The following is a 16,718-nucleotide window of genomic DNA, read 5'->3' as shown; positions in this document are numbered from 1 at the left end:
AATGTCGTCCCGATCGCAGAACGCGCCCGAAGCGGCACGCCGTCTGCCGCTGTTTTACCGCGAGCCGGTACCGCTGTCTTCCATCACTCATGCCGATTGGCGGTTAAAGGATGGTGATGCGTCTTTCGCCGCTGAAACCGCCTTTGTACCGATCGTGGTGGGCGAACTGGCCGCTGCCGCTCGCAACTATCCCATCGTCTTCGCGGCGGGCGATGTCGCACCGGTCGCGCTGCTTGGCCTGGAGCATGACAATCTGTTCGTCGCCGATGGGGCCTGGACCGCCGACGCCTATGTCCCGGCTTATGTTCGCCGCTATCCCTTTGGATTCATCGCCACCGAGAACCCCGATGGTTTTGCGCTTGCGGTCGACACCGGGTCCGGTCGGGTGACGCAGGCCGGGGATGTCGGCGCGGCATTGTTCGAGGACGGTCGACCCAGCGACCTGACCGTGCAGGCGCTCGCCTTTTGCGAGGCATTTCAAGGTGAGGTCGCCGCGACGCAGGCCTTTTGCGCCGCGCTGGTGGCAACCGATATGTTGATTGACCGCCGTGCTGACGCCACCTTGCCGGATGGCCGTACAGTTGGTCTGGAGGGTTTCCAGATCGTCGATGCCGAAAAATTCGCCGGCCTGGCGGATGACGTCGTGCTCGACTGGCACAAGCGCGGCTGGTTGGCGCTCGTCCATTTCCATCTTACCTCGCTCGAGCGTTTTTCCGCACTGTTGTCGCGTCAGGAGGCCCGCGCTGCCGTCACCCGGTCGTAGCCTTGCGATGATACCCGCCAGCCGAATTTCTCCTTAAGCCGGAAAGATCCCGAATCATGTCCCGAATCACGTTCATGCCTATGTTGGCTTCGACCCTTGTTCTCACCGGTTTTGCGACGATGACTTCCGCCCAGACAGCATCCCCGCGGGTCGGTGGCGCACCCGCTCAGCCGGCGGCGGCACCTCTTGGCGGGCCGATCATCGCCGGTATTTGCCTGCTCTCGCGCGAAGCGATCTTCGCCAATGCCGAAGTCGGCAAGGTCGCGACCGCACGGCTTCTGGAACTGACCAAGGCGGCGCAGGCCGAAATCGACAACGAGCGGACTCCACTGGAAACCGAGGCCCGTACGCTGGAGACCCAGCGCGCATCTCTGTCGGCCGACCAGCTTCGCCAGCGCAGCGAAGCGATGGCCAACCGTTGGCAGGCGCTCCAGCAAAAGGCCGCACATAATGGACGCGAGATCGAGGCAACGCGCGCCAAGGCGCTTGACCGGATCGCCACCGAAGCCCAGCCGGTCATCGCTCAGGTCTATGCGGGCAAGAATTGCGGCCTGTTGCTCGACCGTGGTGCTGCGCTCGGCGGCAACTATGCCAATGATCTGACCGCCGGTGTCGTCGAAGGGCTGAACGCCCGTATCCGGACCATCAGCTTCGAGCGTGAGCGCTTGCCCGCGCAGCCGGCGACCAATGGCCAGGGGCAGCGGTCGCAATGAGGCGCCTCTCCGGCGCGCTCGCTGCGATCACCGTCGGCATCTTCGGTTGCGGCAGCGCGCCCGATGCGCGGGCGCAAAGCCTCTCGCCCTCGGCCGCCCCGGTGGAGTGGGTAACCTATGCCGAAGCCGCAACCGTCACCATCGCCAGCTGGCTTCAGGGGGAAGGCGAAGCCGCGGCCCGTTTGCGTACCTATCTCGAGACGACCCGCCCAATGTCCGACAAGCCGACCCAGCCGCTGGAGTTGAAAATCTGGATCGAGCCGGACGGGCGTATCTCACGCACTGACTTCGCTCCCTTTGCCGATACGACCGCGAATGCCGACTTGCGCGGGCTTATCGTCGGACACAGTCTTACGACACCACCGCCCAAGGGGATGCTTTTGCCCTTGCGGCTCCTGATTCAGCTTGAACCATCGGCGGCAACAACTCCCACCGATAGGGCGGTATGAGCATTTGGCGGATCATGCCGGCATTGGGTAATCGGACTCTCGGAAAAGGCTGAAGGGCGAGCGGTTGCTTTAAACCAGCTGCTTGGCTCGTCAGTTCGAATCCCTCCCGCTCCGCCACCTGGTCGGGGGTTATCGCTACAGAAGGATGGAATCCGCTATGTCGTGTCAGGGCATCTCAGGCGCCGTGTGACGCGAGCCCGGCGGTGCCGGCAGCGGAACGCGACCTCAGCGGTTGGCCAAATGCGCTTTGCGTATTTTGTGATTTGAGCCGGAGCGATCCGGCGATAGGCGTTCAGTTCGATCTTGTCGTATCGTGCCAACGCCAAGTCGATTTAGCCAAACATCGGTGTTAGTGCCGACGCAGCGCCGGTAGCGATCATGTGGCGCCACGGAGAAGACGATGCAGCGACGCGCCGTGAAATCGGCAATGCGGACATTCGAGGTGTTGGAGCTTTTTGCCGAACGCCGGCGCCCGATGGCGCTCCATGAAATCTATTCGGAGCTCGGTTATCCGCAATCGAGCACGACCAACCTGCTCAAGAGCATGGTCCTGCTCGGCTATCTCAACTATAATCGCGTCAAGCGCACGTATCTGCCGACCATGCGACTCAACCAACTGGGCAATTGGGTGGCAGGCTATATCCAGGCCGAAGGCGGCTTTCGCGATCTGGTCAACGAGATGCAGCGCCGCACCGACGAGACCGTCGGCCTATCGACGCAGAACGATCTGTTCGTCCAGTATCTGTTTCTGCGCGGCCCAGACCACGAATTCAAGAACGTGCCCCCCGACGGCACGATGCGGCTGCTGGTCGATTCGAGCGGGGGGCGTGCGATGATGGCCCGGATGACGGACCGGGCGATCGATAAATTGTGCCGCTACACCAATCATTACGAGATGAAGGACGACCGCGTCAGTTACGAGGGGATCATGAAGGACGTCGCCTGGATCCGGCAGGTCGGCTATTGCTACTTCCCCAACTGGCCCACGCCCGACGTGTCGTCGATTTCGATCGCGCTGGATGCCGACCTGCACGGCATCCCGCTGGCGATCGGCGTTGGCGGGCTGGCGGATCGCATCTCGCGCAACAAGTCCGACATACTGGCGATCATGCGCGAGATGATCGCCGCGTTCAACGAACGCTCGCATGCGACGCCGGCGGTCGAGACGAGCGTCGAGAACGACTGACAGGATCGGGCGCTATCGCGCGTTCGCCCAGGGCCCACGATCCGCATATGTGATTTTCGCAAGGGGACGGCGGTTTGATGGCCGCTCTGCCGGTATCCGCCCCATTGTCGCTCCACACGCTCGAATGTGGAGAGGTTTTCAAGATGGGCGATACTGAAGAATTGCGGCGGCGGGCCTCGGGCGGCGTCGTAACGCTGGATGCCGTGGTGGTCGGCGCCGGCTTTGGCGGCATGTACATGACCTATCGTCTTCGCGAGCGCGGGATGCGGGTGATCGGCATCGAGGCCGGCGGCGATGTCGGTGGCGTATGGTATTGGAACCGCTATCCCGGCGCACGTTGCGATCTGATGTGCGTCGATTACAGCTATTCATTCTCGGACGAGATCCAGCAGGAATGGACCTGGACCGAGCAGTTCGCCGCGCAGCCGGAAATCCTTGCCTATGCCAATTTCGTCGCCGACAAGCTCGACCTTCGCAAGGACTTCACCTTTGCCACGCGGGTCACCAGCGCGGTGTGGGACGATGATCGCCGCTTGTGGACGGTCAAGACCGACCAGGGTGACACCTATGAGGCAACCTATTGCATCATGGCGACGGGGCCGCTGTCGATCCCCAAGGATCCGGAGATCGCCGGCCTCGACCGGTTCGAGGGCGATATCTTTCGCGCGCAGAAATGGCCGCACGAGCAGGTCGATTTCTCCGGCCGGCGCGTTGGCCTGATCGGCACCGGATCGACCGGGATCCAGATCGTCACCGAGGTCGGCAAGGCGGTGGGCGAACTCTACGTCTTCCAGCGCACGCCGAGCTTCACCATGCCGATGCGCAACGACAAGCTCGATCTGGAACATGTGAGCGAGATCAAGGACCATTATGCCGGCCTGCGCGCCGCAGCGCGCGCCAGCCTGCTGGGCGGCGTGCGCCCCTCATCGACCCGCCCGTTCTTCAGCCTGCCGCGCGCGCAGCGTCTGCAGTTGATGGAGGATGCCTGGAAGGCCGGCGGCCATGCCTTTCTCGGAACCTTCTCCGACCTGATGAGCAATCCGGATGCGAACGACCAGGTCGCGGAGTTCGTCCGCGACAAGATCGGCCAAGTGGTGGAAGATCCGAAGATCGCCGAGGCGTTGAAACCGCGCGGCTACCCGATCTTCGCGCGGCGCGCGTGCCTCGACACCGAATATTACGAACAGTTCAACAAGCCGAACGTGCATCTGATCGACCTGTTCGCGGATCCGATCGCGGAGATTACCGAGACTGGCGTGAAGCTGCAGAGCGGCGAGGTGCCGCTCGACGTGCTGATCCTCGCGACCGGCTATGACGGGCTGACCGGTGCACTGATGGCCTTCGAGGTGCGCGGGCGCAACGGGCTGGACCTGCGTGAGAAGTGGCAAGATGGTGCCGTATCCTATCTCGGCCTGATGCTGGCTGGCTTTCCCAACCTGTTCATGGTTTGCGGTGCCAACGGCCCGGCGGCGCTTGCCAACATCATCTCGATCAATGAACAGAATGTCGATTGGATCTGCGCGCTGATCGATCACATGGAGGCAACCGGCATGGTGACGGCGGAGCCGACCCGCGAGAGCGAGGAACGCTGGATGGAAATCGTCCGCATGCTCGCCGAGAAGACGCTGCTCTCAAAGGCGAACACCTGGTATGTCGGGGCGAACGTCGAGGGCAAGACACGCGGGCTGACGATGTTTACGGGGGGGTTCGCGAAATATGGCGAGCATTGCCAGGCGGTGGTCGATAGCGGCTATGCCGAGTTGGTGTTCGAACCTGTCGGCGCGTTGGTGAGCGCCTGAGCGGTGCCGGGCACCAACGCCGCGGTCAACGTCGTCGCGTTGGTCGGCGAGCAACGCACGCTGAAGGGCCGCTTGCCCGTTGACCGGCGGGTCGGCGGGTTCGCCGACATCAACACGGGTTTTGACGCGCGCCGGATCGACCGCGCGGTGCGCCAGATTATCAGCGTCGGCCGATCGTCATCCCACGCCGCCGAGATGTTCGCGGTAACGCGCGCGCAATTCGGTCTTCAGCAACTTGCCCGTCGCGGTGTGCGGCAGGTCATCGACGACCAGCACGTCGTCGGGCAGCCACCATCTGGCGACATGGCCAGTCAGATGATCGAGCATCGCCAGCTTCTCGACGCGTTCGCCTGGATGCAGGCGCAGGAGGAGCAAAGGCCGTTCCTGCCAGCGCGGATGCGGTACCCCGATCACCGCCGCCTCGGCCACCGCGGGATGCGCGGTGGCGGCGTTTTCCAGGTCGATCGAGCTGATCCACTCGCCGCCCGACTTGATCACGTCCTTCGCGCGGTCGGTAAGGTGGAGGAAGCCGTCCGCGTCGATCCGCGCGACATCGCCGGTGTCGAGCCAGCCATCGGCATCGACCGCCGAACCCGGTTCCGATCCATAATAGGCGTTGAGCACCCACGGCCCACGGACCTTGAGCAGCCCGGAGCCCGCACCGTCATGCGGCAATGCGTTGCCATCGTCGTTTTCGACGCGCAGTTCGATACCGAACACCGCGCGCCCCTGACACGCCAATATATCGGTCAACGCATCGCCGGTCAGCCCCGCCTGATGCGCGAGCGGCTGGCACACGGTGGACACGGGACTGGTCTCCGTCATTCCCCAGGCCTGGTTGGCGGTGACACCGAGCAGGTTGCGGAACAGCTCGATCAGCGCGCGGGGCGTCGCGGCGCCACCCATGAACACGCGGTTGAGTTTCAACGCGGCGCGGTCCGCCTCGCTCACCTGCCGTTCGATATAGTCGAGCACGGTGAACCACAAGGTCGGCACGCCGAGTGAGAAGGTGACACCCTCATCGCGAAGTAACTGGTAGATTGACGCACCATCCAGCGCTGACCCCGGCATCACCAGCTTCGCGCCAGACATCGCCGAGGCGAAGGGGAGGCCCCAGGCATTGACGTGGAACAAGGGGGGCGCGAGCAGCACCGTGTCGCGCGCCGACAGCGCCATCGAATCCGCCGCGCACGCCGCGAATGCGTGCAGCACGGTCGAGCGATGGCTGTAGAGCACGCCTTTCGGGTTGCCGGTGGTGCCGCTGGTGTAGCACAAGCTGGAGGCGGTGTTCTCATCAAGCGCGGGCCAGGCCGTGATCGGCTCGGCCGCGGCGACGAGATCGTGATAGGCGAGCAGGCCGGGGAGGGTGCTCTCCGGCATCTCGTGGTCGGCGCACAATATGATGATCTGCTCGATCCCGGCCAGGTTGGCGATCACCGGTTCAACGATCGCCAGCAGATCCGGATCGACGCACAGGATGCGCGCGCCGCCATGATCGACGATGTAGCGGATCTGATCGGCGAACAGGCGCGGGTTGATGGTGTGCAGCACCATGCCGGCCGCGGTGACGCCGTAATAGAGTTCGAGATGGGGCAGCCGGTTCCACGCGAGCGTGGCGATGCGGTCGCCGGCCTGCGCCCCGAGCGTCGCGAGCATCGCCGCGACTCGCCGCGACCGCCGCGAGACCGTGCTCCAGTCCGACCGATCCAGGCCGCCGTCGGGGCGGCGCGAGACGATTTCCGTGCGGCCATGGTTGCGCGCGGCATGGTCGATCAGCGCGCCGGTGGTCAGCTGCTGCTGTTGCATCAGGCCGATCATGTCTTTCTCCGGATCTTGGTTGGGTTCAGGCCGTCGCCGCATCCTCGCGGTGGACGAGGCGGGTCGCGTGAATGAACATCAGGCCGCTCAGCAACATTGGCGCGCCGACCAGCGAGATGGCGAAGCGCAGGCCCTGGATCGCGCCGAACCAGCCGGTGAACAGGTCGCTCATCACGCCGACGAACAACGGCCCAAGCGCTAGTCCGATCAGGTTCACGAACAGAATCTGGATCGCCACCGCCATGCCGCGCATTCGCGGTTCGGCGACGGTCTGGATTGCGGCATAGACCGGGCCGTAGCTCATCGTCTGGCAGAACAGGGCTGCACCGAACAGGCCGAGCGACACGCGCATGTCGCCGGCCAGCGCCACCAGTGTGAACAAGGGCGCGGCAGCCGTGATCGCAACAGCGCAAAACAACACGTAATTGGCGATGCTGGAGCGCGCAAACCGATCCGAAAGGAAGCCGCCCAGGAAGGTGCCGAGCCCGCCGCAGATGCCGACCATCAGCCCGAGTAGGACGCCGAGCAAGGCGGTCGGCGCCATGCCGACGCTGCTCGCCAGGGTACCCAATTGTTCGGGATGCGTACGGATATACAGCGATCCCGAAAACGCGCTGAGCCCGTAGAAGCCGAAGGCGGAGAAGCCGGACGCCACGCAGATATATGCGAACGATCGCTTGCGCCACAGCACCGCGAGCCCGGCGCGCAGCGGAATGGGCACTGCGGCTGCGGCGACGCTGGCCTGGCGCCGCGGCTCCTTCATTGCGAATGGCACGATCACCGCCAGCAACAGTCCCGGCGCACCGGCGATGAAGAACGCCCAGCGCCAGCCGAGCGTGGAGGCGAGGATGCCGCCAACGACCAGGCCGGTGAGCGATCCCAACGGCACTCCCATCTGGTACATGGCCAGCGCCAGTGCACGACGATGGCGGGGCACATAGTCGGTGATCAGGCTGTGTGCGGCCGGGGTGCAGCCCGCCTCGCCCACACCGACGCCGATGCGCGTCAGCAGCATCTGGCCGAAGCTGCGCGTGAAGCCGCAGGCGATGGTGAAGATGCTCCAGACGGCAAGCGCGCCGGAGATCATGTGCACGCGATTGGTCTTGTCCGCGAAGCGTGCCAGCGGCAGGCCTGCGGCGGTGTAAAGCAACGCGAAGGCGAGGCCGCTGATCGCACCGATCTGGCTGTCGGACAGGCCGAGATCCGCCTTGATCGGCTCGACCAGAATGGTCAGGATCTGCCGGTCGAAGAAATTGAGCGTGTAGATCAGCATCATCAGCAGCATGACGCCGAGCGGGAAGACCTTCGGACTGTCATCGTCGCTTGACGCGGCGTCCACGATCGGAGCGGGGGTGGGATCGCCGGCGAGCGGATCCGGCGCGACGATGCCGTCCGGGGTTGTCAGCGTAAGCCGGGCTATCGTCTGATCCGTCACGTCGCTCTCCTGCCGCCGATCTGCCGTCGGGGCGAAATGCCGATGATAGGGGGGCGGCCACGCATGTTTATCGCCACGTCCGCCACCTGCCGATTATCACCTATGTAAATTGCCGCGACCGTTCCGCCGGATGCGGGATATTGCGCGTTCGCCGCGTCACTCTCCGCGCCGATAAACGACGGGAGAGGCGGCGCATGCGGCGCATCGACGCGCATCATCATCTGTGGGACGTGGACAGCGGGCATCATCCGATGCTGTCCACCGCGCCAGTCGCGCGTTTCTGGGGCAACAGCGCAGAGCTGCGCCGGCACTATGATGTCGGGACGTTCATGGCAGATGCACGTGCCGCTGGCGTGGTCGCTTCCGTGCATGTCGAGGCTGCGTTCACGCCGCCGGACGGCGAAGCGCGGGCGATGCAGGCGATCGCCGATGCGCATGGCTTTCCGCACGCCTTCCTGACCCGGATCGATCTTGCGGCGGTGGATGCCGGGGCACGGATTGCGGCGGATGCCGCTTTCGCCAATTGGCGTGGCATCCGCATCACCACCGAATGGCCGGGCGATCCCGCGCTAAAGCGTCCGGCACGCACGCCGTTCGCCGATGCCGGCTGGCGACGTGGTTATGCGGCGCTCGACGCGGCGGGCGGTGTGGCGGATATCATGCTCTGGCCGGAGCAATTGGCGGAGGCTGCGGCGCTGGCGCGCGACTTCCCCGGCACCCCGATCGTGATCGAGCATTTCGCGCTTGCGGATGGCGATCCCGTCTGGGCCGAGGGCATGGCGCGACTCGCCGCCTGTCGCAATGTCGTGGTGAAGCTTTCGGGACCGGGGCTGGTGCGGCGCGACTGGTCGGCGGACACGATCCGGCCGTTGATCCTGCGCCTGCTCGGCCTGTTCGGCAGCGATCGGCTGATGATCGGCAGCAACGCGCCGGTCGATCTGGTGATGGCGGATTACCCGACGATCGTCGCGCGCTTCGACTCGGCCATCCGGGACCTGCCCGACACCGACCGCCAGGCGCTGTGGCACGACACCGCGGCGCGCATCTATCGCATCGCGGGGGAGAATTGATGGAGATCGCCTTTTTCGGGAAGCATCGCTGCAGGCTGGGTGAAAGCCCGGTATGGGACGATGCACGGCACTGCCTGTGGTGGGTGGATTCGCTCGCCGGGCTCATTCATGCCGCCTCCGGCGACGGCACGCTGCGCGCGACGCTGCCACAGGATCGGCCAGTCGGCAGTATCGGATTGGCCGATGGCGGGCTGGTCGCGGCGCTGGCGGACGGCTTCTATCGCATCGATGGCGATACGGGCGGCGCGAGCGCCATCGCGCTGCTGCCCGAAGACGCAACGCTGCGACTCAACGACGGCAAGGCTGATCGCGCCGGTCGTTTTCTGAGCGGCCAGATGCAGGTGCACGGCGCTGGCACCGAGTTGAGTGACGCCTTGCTGTGGCAACTGGACGCAGGGCGTGCACGCGATCTGGTCGGCGGGCTGAAGCTGACCAACGCGATCTGCTTCTCGCCCGATGGCGGCACGCTCTATTTCGCCGACAGCCTGGAAGGCGTGATCCGCGCTCATCCTTACGATTCCGCAACCGGTGCGATCGGGCCACGTCGCGATCTGATCGATTGCCGCCCGTGCGGCTCGGGCCCGGACGGTGCGACGGTGGATGCCGACGGCAATCTCTGGGTCGCGCTTGTGCTCGCACAGCGGATCGTCTGCATCGCGCCGGACGGCATGTTGTTGCGCAGCATCGACCTGCCGATCCCGTACCCGGCCTGTCCCGCATTTGGCGGGCCGGGACTCGCCACGCTGTACGTCACGACCATCGCGGACTCCGGTCAGCGCCTGAAGAGCGATCATCCCAATGCCGGGCGGATCGTCGCCATTACCGGGCTGGGCGCGCGCGGGCTGCAGGAAGGCCGCTACCAGGACAATCACATCCGCGAATAGTCCGGCAAGCGTCGCGCCCGGCATTGCCCGGCCGGGAGCGGCACCGCACCGTCTCGCCCGAGAGGATCGAAAAGAACCATGAACCTGGATTTCGACGCCGCCGATCTCGCCTTCCAGAGCGAGGTGCGGGAATTTTTTGCCGGGGGCATTCCGGACGGCTGGCGCTCCAAGGTGCGCAGCGGGCTCCGGCTCGAGCCCGAGGACCTGATCTACTATCAGCGGCGCCTCAACGATCGCGGCTGGGGCGCGCCGACCTGGCCCAAGGAATATGGCGGCACCGGCTGGACACCGACGCAGCAATATATCTTCTGGAGTGAGGCGGCACGCGCCGATGCTCCCGCGCAGTTCCATCAAGGGCTGGAACTGATCGGGCCGATCATCTTCACCTATGGCACGCCGGAACAGAAGGCGTGCTATCTGCCGCGCATCCTGACGCTGGAGGATTGGTGGTGCCAGGGCTATTCGGAGCCTGGCGCCGGTTCCGATCTCGCGGCGCTGCGCACCCGCGCCGATCGCGACGGTGAGCATTATGTCATCAACGGGCAGAAGATGTGGACCAGCTATGCGCATGTCGCGAGCCACGTCTTCGTGCTTGCCCGCACCTCGCAGGAGGCCAAGCGCCAGCAGGGCATTTCGCTGATCCTGGTCGACATGAACACGCCGGGCCTGCGCGTGCAGAAGATCCCGACGATGGACGAGAAATACCATACCAACGAACTGTTCTTCGACGATGTGCGCGTTCCGGTCGGAAACTTGCTTGGCGAAGAGGGCAGGGGTTGGGGCTATGGCAAGGTGCTGCTTGACCGCGAGCGCATGGTCAGCGCCGCCACCGCCATCTTCCTGACCCAGACGGTACGGGGCATTCGCGACGCGGCGACCTGGCGGCGTATCGGCAACATGCCGCTGATCGAGACGCCGGGCTTCGCGGCGAAACTCGCGCAATATGAGATCGAAGTGATTGCGCTGCAGACCATGGTTCTGCGACTGATGGACGATGCGGCGCGCGGCGCGGATTCCGGCCCGCGCGGCTCGATGGTCAAGCTGCGCTGGTCGCAACTGACGCAAGCCGGCACCGCCTTGTGGGTTGAGGCGCTGGGACCGGAGGCGGCGCATTTCGCCGCCCTTGGCGACACCGGCGCGAGTGCCGACATGCCGTATGCGATGCAGGGCGCGCTCTATGCGCGCGTCACCTCGATCTATGGCGGGTCGAGCGAGATCCAGCACAATATCATCGCGCGCCGCGCGCTCGGCCTGTAAGGAGGGCCGCTCCGATGGATTTCAGCTATTCCGACGAACAGCAGATGCTGCGAGACAGCGTCGATCGCTACGGCGCGGAGAAATGGGCGGCGTCCGATCGCCTGAAGATCCTGGCCGCTGGGCCGGAGGCCGCCAGGCGGCGCTGGGGCGAGATGGCGGACCTGGGCTGGCTGATGCTGCCGATCGCCGAAGCTGATGGCGGGCTTGGCGGTGGCCCGGCCGAGGTGATGGCGGTGATGGAAGGGATTGGCCGCCACCTGATCACGGTGCCCTATGTCAGTTGCTGCGTTCTCGTACCAGCACTGCTTGCGGGCAGCGAGGCGGGCGCTGAACTGCTGGCGCGCGTCGCTACCGGCGAGGCTCTGGCGGCGGCCGGCTTGATCGAGGCCGATGGCGGCTACGATCTCCACCGTGTCGCCACCCGTGCCGAACGGGGGCCGGAAGGCTGGCGGCTGTGGGGCGCGAAGGCCCATGTCGAGGACGGCGCCGACGCGGACTGGTTCCTGGTCTCCGCGCGCACCGCGGGCGCCACCGATGAACGCGACGGCATCGGTTTGTTCCTGCTCCCCCGCGCAGCGGACGGTCTGACGGTCGATGCCTTCCGCGCGATCGATGGCCATCGCCACGCCAGGCTGACGCTGGAGAACGTCGCTGGCCTGCCAGTCGGTGATGCTGAAAGCGCGCTGCCGGTTATCGAGGCGGCGGTGGATCGCGCGATTGCCGCGCAGCTGGCCGAGGCTGTCGGATCGATGGAGGCGGCGTCCGTTGCGACGCTCGATTATATCCGCACGCGCGAGCAGTTCGGCGTGGCGATCGGCAGCTTCCAGGTGTTGCAGCACCGCATGGTCGATATGATCGTCGCGGGCGAGGAAGCGCGGTCGATGGCCTATCACGCGACGCTCAACCTGCAGCGGGACGCGGCCGAGCGCGCGCGCGCGGTGGCGGCGGGCAAGGTGCGCGTGTCCGAAAGCGGCATCTATGTTGGGCAGCAGGCGGTGCAGCTGCACGGCGGTGTTGGCATCAGCGAGGAACTGATCGTCAGCCATCACCTGCGCCGCCAGATGATGCTCAACCTCGCCTTCGGCCCCGCCGAGCATCACCGCGCGCGCTTCGCCGCGATCCCTGCCTGAGGAGAGCCGTTTTGACCTTGCAAGACCTGATCGACCGCGCGGCAATCCACGATAGTCTGCTGCGCTATTGCCGCGGCATCGACCGCATGGACGAAGCCGCGCTGCGCTCCGCCTACTGGCCCGACGGCACCGACGATCACGGCCAGTACAAGGGCAGTGCCGAAGGATTTTGCGACTGGGCGATGAGCGTGCTGCCAAAAATCGATCGCGGCATCCATCAACTGCACAACATGCTGATCGAGTTGCGCGATGACGGCGCGGCGGTGGAGACATATTTCTCCGCCTTCCAGCGCCAGCCGGGCCCGGACGGGCTGCAACAATGGGACCTGAAGGGTCGCTATATCGACTGGTTTGAAAAGCGCGGTGATGAGTGGCGGATCCTGAATCGCGTCGTGATCTACGACTGGGTCGAGCAGATGCCACTGCCCCCGGGCAGCGAGGCGGAACGCTTCGGCGCGCGCAAGCCGGTCGGCGGGCGCTATCCCGACGACCCCGTCTACGCGCTGTTCGGGTGACCGGGCCGGCGACGGACAAGCGCGCCCTGGTCACCGGCGGTGCGCGCGGCATCGGTCGGGCGATCGCAGTCACGCTGGCGGCTGCGGGCTGGCAGGTGACCGCCGCCGACATCGACGCGTCCGCCGTCGCCGATGCCGAGCCCGACCTTCGCATCACCGGCGTGGCGCTCGACGTGACCGACCGTGCGGCGGTGGCGGCGCTGATGGAGGAACGAGGACCGTTCGACGTGGTCGTCAACAATGCGGCGATTCCCGCCGACATGCTGCCCTTCGCCGAGTTGACGTCCGGGCATTTCGCCTGCGCGCTGCGCATTAATGTGATGGGCAGCTTCATCGTCGCGCAGGAAGCCGCACGGCGCATGCAAAGCGGTGCGATCGTCAACATCGCCTCGCGCGGCTATCTCGGCGGGATCGGCGGCGCGCACTATGTCGCGTCCAAGGCGGCAGTGGTCGGCATGACCCGCGCGATGGCCGCCGAGTTGCGCTGGCGCGGCATCGCCGTCAATGCGGTCGCGCCTGGCATGGTCGAGACGCGGATGATCGAGAATTTCTCGCCCGCCCTGCGCGAGAAATTGATCGAAATGGAGCCGGGCGGCGGCCCGCTCAATCCCGCGGTGATCGCCGGCGCGGTCGCCTATCTCGCTTCGCCCGCCGGCCGGTCGATGACCGGCCAGGTGCTGCTGGTCGATGGCGGCAAGACCATCGGCGTCGGACTGTATTGAACGTGGCGCCAATGACCGCACCGCACCGCCTGCTAACCGTCGGACCCGCCGGAGCCGTCGCGGCGATCGCCGCCAGGTTGATCGCGGGTGGCGCTTACGTCGCGGCCGAGCACGACGTCGATGCCGTCCTGATCGACGGCACCGACAGCGCGGTGGAGACACCGTTTCTCGATCTCGCCGATAGCGCCTTCACCGCCCAGTTGATCGACGCGACGCTCGGCCGCGTGGCCGCGCTGCAGGCAGCGTTCGAGCACCTCGCCCCCGCTGCCAGCATCGTCGTTATCGGCACCGACGCGCATCTTGGCCGCTGGCACGCCACGGGGCAGGCGGCGGCCAGCGCCGCATTGGTCGGGATCGTGCGCAGTGTGGCGATGGAATATGGCCGTCACGGCGTGCGCGCCAATCTGGTCGCGCTGCCGCTCGGCACGACGGCCGCAGACGAACCGGTGATTGCGGATGCGGCGATTCAGGCCGCAGCGTTGTTCGACGCCCTGTCGATCACTGGCGAGACGGTGCTGGTCGATGGCGGCAACAACCTGAAGTTTCGTCAGGCGCGCCGCCGCTGACTGATGTCAGGCCGCTGCCAGCCCCAGTTCCTCGAGCGCGATCTCCAGCGCGCGGCGATAATCGCTCTTGCCGCTCGCATGCCGCGGCAGGTCGTCGAGCACAATGATCCGCTTGGGCAGTTTGTACGCCGCAAGCTCTTGCAGCATCGCGATATGCGCGGCGCGCTCGTCATAACCATCGGAGGTGCGCGCCAGGCCGATCACCTTCTTGCCCCACACCGGGTCCGGCACGCCGACGATGATCGCATCCTCGATGCCGGGCGCGCGCTTCATCGCTTCCTCGACCTCCTCGGGGAACACCTTCTCGCCACCAGTGTTGATCACCATGTTGCCGCGCCCGATCAGCCGCAGCCGCCCATCCGCCTCGCGCACCGCCATGTCGCCGGGGATCGCGAACGTCTCACCACCGATCCGACGATAGGTCGCGGCGGTCTTCGCCGGATCGCCGTGATAGCCGAGCGCGAACGGCGGCCGCCGCGCCAGCCAGCCTTCGCCCGGCTGGTCGGCCTCCAGCACGCGGTCCGTCTCCGGCTCGATCAGGACGGTGTGCCGGCCCGGCTCGAAATATCCGGTCGGGGTCTCGCTCGCCGCCGTCGTGATGGCATAGCCGAAGCCCGACGCCTCCGACGCCCCCAGGATGTCGACCAACGTCACCTGCGGCAGCGCCGCCACCAGCATCTGCTTGATCTCGCGGCTCCACATCAACCCGGCGGAGGAAATGACGCGCATCGCCGTGAGGTCCCACCGGCCAGGAAACTTCCGCAGCGCTTGCGCCATCGGCCGCGCGAACACGTCGCCGACGATCAGGATGCGCGTCGCGCGCGTTCGCGCCGCCTCGTCCCACAATTCCTCTGCATCGAAGCGCGTGTTGGGCAGCAGGATCGCCGTACCGCCGCCGACCAGTTCCGCCATCGAGCTGTTGAGGCCCGCACCATGCATTAGCGGGCAGGCGGGAATGACGCGGCCAGGCGCGGTGGCGCCGGCGACCATCGCGACGTGATCCGCCATGTCGCGCACCACCGTCTTGATCGTCGGCGCTTCCAGCTGCGAGGTGCGCGCATCGCCCGATCGCCACATCACCCCCTTGGGCTTGCCCGTTGTGCCGCCGGTATAGAGCAGGTAGCCGTCTTCGGACGATCGCATGATGTCTAGCGGCCTGCCATCACCCTCGCGCGCCATAGCTTCATATGGCCCGTCCTGGTCGATCCGCACGTCAAGTTTCAGGCCGGGCAAGCCCGCGAACAACGGTGCGACCAGCGTTGCGAACTCACCTTGGTAGAACAGTGCCTGCGCCTGGCAGTCGGCCAGCACATATTCGATCTCGGCGGTGGTATAGCGATAGTTGATGTTGACGTGGCACAGCCGCGCCTTGAACGCAGCGCATGCGATCTCAATGAATTCGGGGATGTTGCGCGCCAGGATCGCGATGCGGGCGCCGGTCGGCAGCCCGGCGGCAAGCATCGCGTGCGCGACGCGATTGGTGCGCGCGTCGAACTCGGCCCAGCTTACCACGCGTGCGCCGCAGATTAGCGCCGGCCGGTCTCCCGGGACGTTGGCGGCGGTCGCATCCAACAGGTCGCCGAAGTTCCAGTCCATCGCCGTCCGGCGCGGCGCCGCGTCGTCCCCGGTCATTGCCTTAGCGTCCCTGGAAGACGGGCTTGCGCTTTTCGACGAACGCCGCAACCGCTTCCCTGGCATCTTCCGATTGCGCCAGCTTTGCCGTGTTGCCCTGCTCGTAGATGTAGCCGTCGCGCAGTGTCATATTCTCGATCGTGCGCATGCTATCCTTGGCCAGGCGTGTTGCGAGCGGGCTCTTGGAGGCAATGCTGGCCGCCATCTCCATGACGAACGGCATCAGTTCATCATGCGGCAAGCACGCCTCGATCACGCCGCGGCGGTACAGCTCCTCCGCCGGCGCGCGATAGCCGGTCAGCATCATGCGCCTGGCGAGCGAATGTGGCAGGATCCGTGCCGCATGCTTGCCGCCGCCCATCAGCCCGACATCGACTTCGGGCAGGCCGAACACCGCGCGTTCCGATGCGACGATGATGTCGCACGCCGATACCAGGCCAAGGCCCGCACCCAGTGCCGGGCCGTTCACCGCGGCGATTGTCGGCTTGGAATTGTCGGCGATGCAATAGCCCACTTCGCGCACCCAGCGGTTGCGCCCCCAGCGCGCACCAGGTGCCGACAGGTCCATGCGGCTCTTCAGTTCCGCGCCGGCGGAAAAACATTTGCCGGCACCGGTCAGCACGATGCAGCGCACGTCGTCGCGGTCGTTGAACGTGTCGAAGATCGCGATCAGTTCCTGGATGAGCTCCATCGGCTGCGCGTTGACGGGCGGATTGTCCAATGTGACGACGGCAACATAGTCAGCGACTTCCAGCTTGATCAGGCTCACGGCGCTACTC

General features: G+C 65.7%; 16 protein-coding genes. 12 read left to right on the top strand and 4 right to left on the bottom strand.

The features are described from left to right. Position 1: 1 nt before the first annotated feature. The 5 genes from OO12_RS08135 to OO12_RS08115 all read left to right on the top strand — a co-directional run bounded on the left by OO12_RS08135 (position 2) and on the right by OO12_RS08115 (position 4,910). Positions 2–763, top strand: a complete 762-nt coding sequence (locus OO12_RS08135; protein ID WP_034158168.1) for a SapC family protein — start codon at positions 2–4, stop codon at positions 761–763. A gap of 119 nt (positions 764–882) precedes the next feature. Then, positions 883–1,476 carry an OmpH family outer membrane protein gene (locus OO12_RS08130; RefSeq protein WP_200887414.1) on the top strand — a complete coding sequence of 198 codons (594 nt, stop codon included), beginning with the start codon at positions 883–885 and terminating at the stop codon, positions 1,474–1,476. Beyond that, positions 1,473–1,925 (top strand): hypothetical protein, encoded by a 453-nt coding sequence (locus OO12_RS08125; RefSeq protein WP_052215661.1) that lies wholly within the window; start codon positions 1,473–1,475, stop codon positions 1,923–1,925. Before OO12_RS08130 ends, OO12_RS08125 begins: the two co-directional genes overlap by 4 nt. Positions 1,926–2,325: 400 nt before the next feature. Beyond that, entirely contained in the window at positions 2,326–3,111 is a 786-nt protein-coding gene (locus OO12_RS08120; protein WP_034158166.1) for an IclR family transcriptional regulator, read from the top strand. Between the two features lie 143 nt (positions 3,112–3,254). Continuing rightward, positions 3,255–4,910, top strand: a complete 1,656-nt coding sequence (locus tag OO12_RS08115) for a flavin-containing monooxygenase (protein WP_052215668.1) — start codon at positions 3,255–3,257, stop codon at positions 4,908–4,910. A 177-nt stretch (positions 4,911–5,087) separates the two neighbouring features. Here the strand turns inward: OO12_RS08115 and OO12_RS08110 are convergent, their stop codons facing one another. Beyond that, positions 5,088–6,728, bottom strand: a complete 1,641-nt coding sequence (locus tag OO12_RS08110) for a long-chain fatty acid--CoA ligase (RefSeq protein WP_034158165.1) — start codon at positions 6,726–6,728, stop codon at positions 5,088–5,090. A gap of 25 nt (positions 6,729–6,753) precedes the next feature. Beyond that, positions 6,754–8,163, bottom strand: coding sequence for a spinster family MFS transporter (locus OO12_RS08105; protein WP_152616317.1), 1,410 nt, complete (start codon positions 8,161–8,163; stop codon positions 6,754–6,756). 194 nt (positions 8,164–8,357) lie between these two features. Here OO12_RS08105 and OO12_RS08095 point away from each other — a divergent pair, with 194 nt between their 5' ends. The 7 genes from OO12_RS08095 (at position 8,358) to OO12_RS26800 (ending at position 14,307) form a co-directional block, all read left to right on the top strand. Beyond that, positions 8,358–9,233: an amidohydrolase family protein gene (locus OO12_RS08095; RefSeq protein ID WP_034158163.1), complete on the top strand. Its 876-nt coding sequence runs from the start codon at positions 8,358–8,360 to the stop codon at positions 9,231–9,233. Beyond that, a complete protein-coding gene (locus OO12_RS08090) occupies positions 9,233–10,117 on the top strand; it encodes an SMP-30/gluconolactonase/LRE family protein (protein ID WP_034158162.1) in 885 nt (294 codons plus the stop codon). Before OO12_RS08095 ends, OO12_RS08090 begins: the two co-directional genes overlap by 1 nt. 78 nt (positions 10,118–10,195) lie before the next feature. Beyond that, positions 10,196–11,374: an acyl-CoA dehydrogenase family protein gene (locus OO12_RS08085; RefSeq protein ID WP_034158161.1), complete on the top strand. Its 1,179-nt coding sequence runs from the start codon at positions 10,196–10,198 to the stop codon at positions 11,372–11,374. 14 nt (positions 11,375–11,388) lie between these two features. Beyond that, positions 11,389–12,504: an acyl-CoA dehydrogenase family protein gene (locus tag OO12_RS08080; protein ID WP_034158160.1), complete on the top strand. Its 1,116-nt coding sequence runs from the start codon at positions 11,389–11,391 to the stop codon at positions 12,502–12,504. A gap of 11 nt (positions 12,505–12,515) precedes the next feature. Next, the gene (locus tag OO12_RS08075) at positions 12,516–13,019 is read left to right on the top strand and encodes a nuclear transport factor 2 family protein (RefSeq protein WP_235364712.1); all 504 of its coding nucleotides are present in this window, start codon (positions 12,516–12,518) and stop codon (positions 13,017–13,019) included. After that, on the top strand, positions 13,016–13,741 hold the full coding sequence (locus OO12_RS08070; RefSeq protein WP_034158158.1) for an SDR family NAD(P)-dependent oxidoreductase: 726 nt from the start codon (positions 13,016–13,018) through the stop codon (positions 13,739–13,741). The genes OO12_RS08075 and OO12_RS08070 overlap by 4 nt, the downstream gene beginning before the upstream one ends. Positions 13,742–13,752: 11 nt before the next feature. Next, the gene (locus OO12_RS26800) at positions 13,753–14,307 is read left to right on the top strand and encodes an SDR family oxidoreductase (protein WP_052215659.1); all 555 of its coding nucleotides are present in this window, start codon (positions 13,753–13,755) and stop codon (positions 14,305–14,307) included. Between the two features lie 6 nt (positions 14,308–14,313). Here the strand turns inward: OO12_RS26800 and OO12_RS08060 are convergent, their stop codons facing one another. Further along, the gene (locus OO12_RS08060; RefSeq protein WP_235364711.1) at positions 14,314–15,939 is read right to left on the bottom strand and encodes an AMP-binding protein; all 1,626 of its coding nucleotides are present in this window, start codon (positions 15,937–15,939) and stop codon (positions 14,314–14,316) included. A gap of 4 nt (positions 15,940–15,943) precedes the next feature. Then, positions 15,944–16,708, bottom strand: a complete 765-nt coding sequence (locus OO12_RS08055; protein ID WP_034158157.1) for an enoyl-CoA hydratase/isomerase family protein — start codon at positions 16,706–16,708, stop codon at positions 15,944–15,946. Between the last annotated feature and the right edge of the window lie 10 nt (positions 16,709–16,718).

The organism is Sphingomonas sp. ERG5 (assembly GCF_000803065.1).
Lineage (GTDB): Bacteria > Pseudomonadota > Alphaproteobacteria > Sphingomonadales > Sphingomonadaceae > Sphingomonas.
This window is presented reverse-complemented; position numbering and strand designations above follow the sequence as displayed.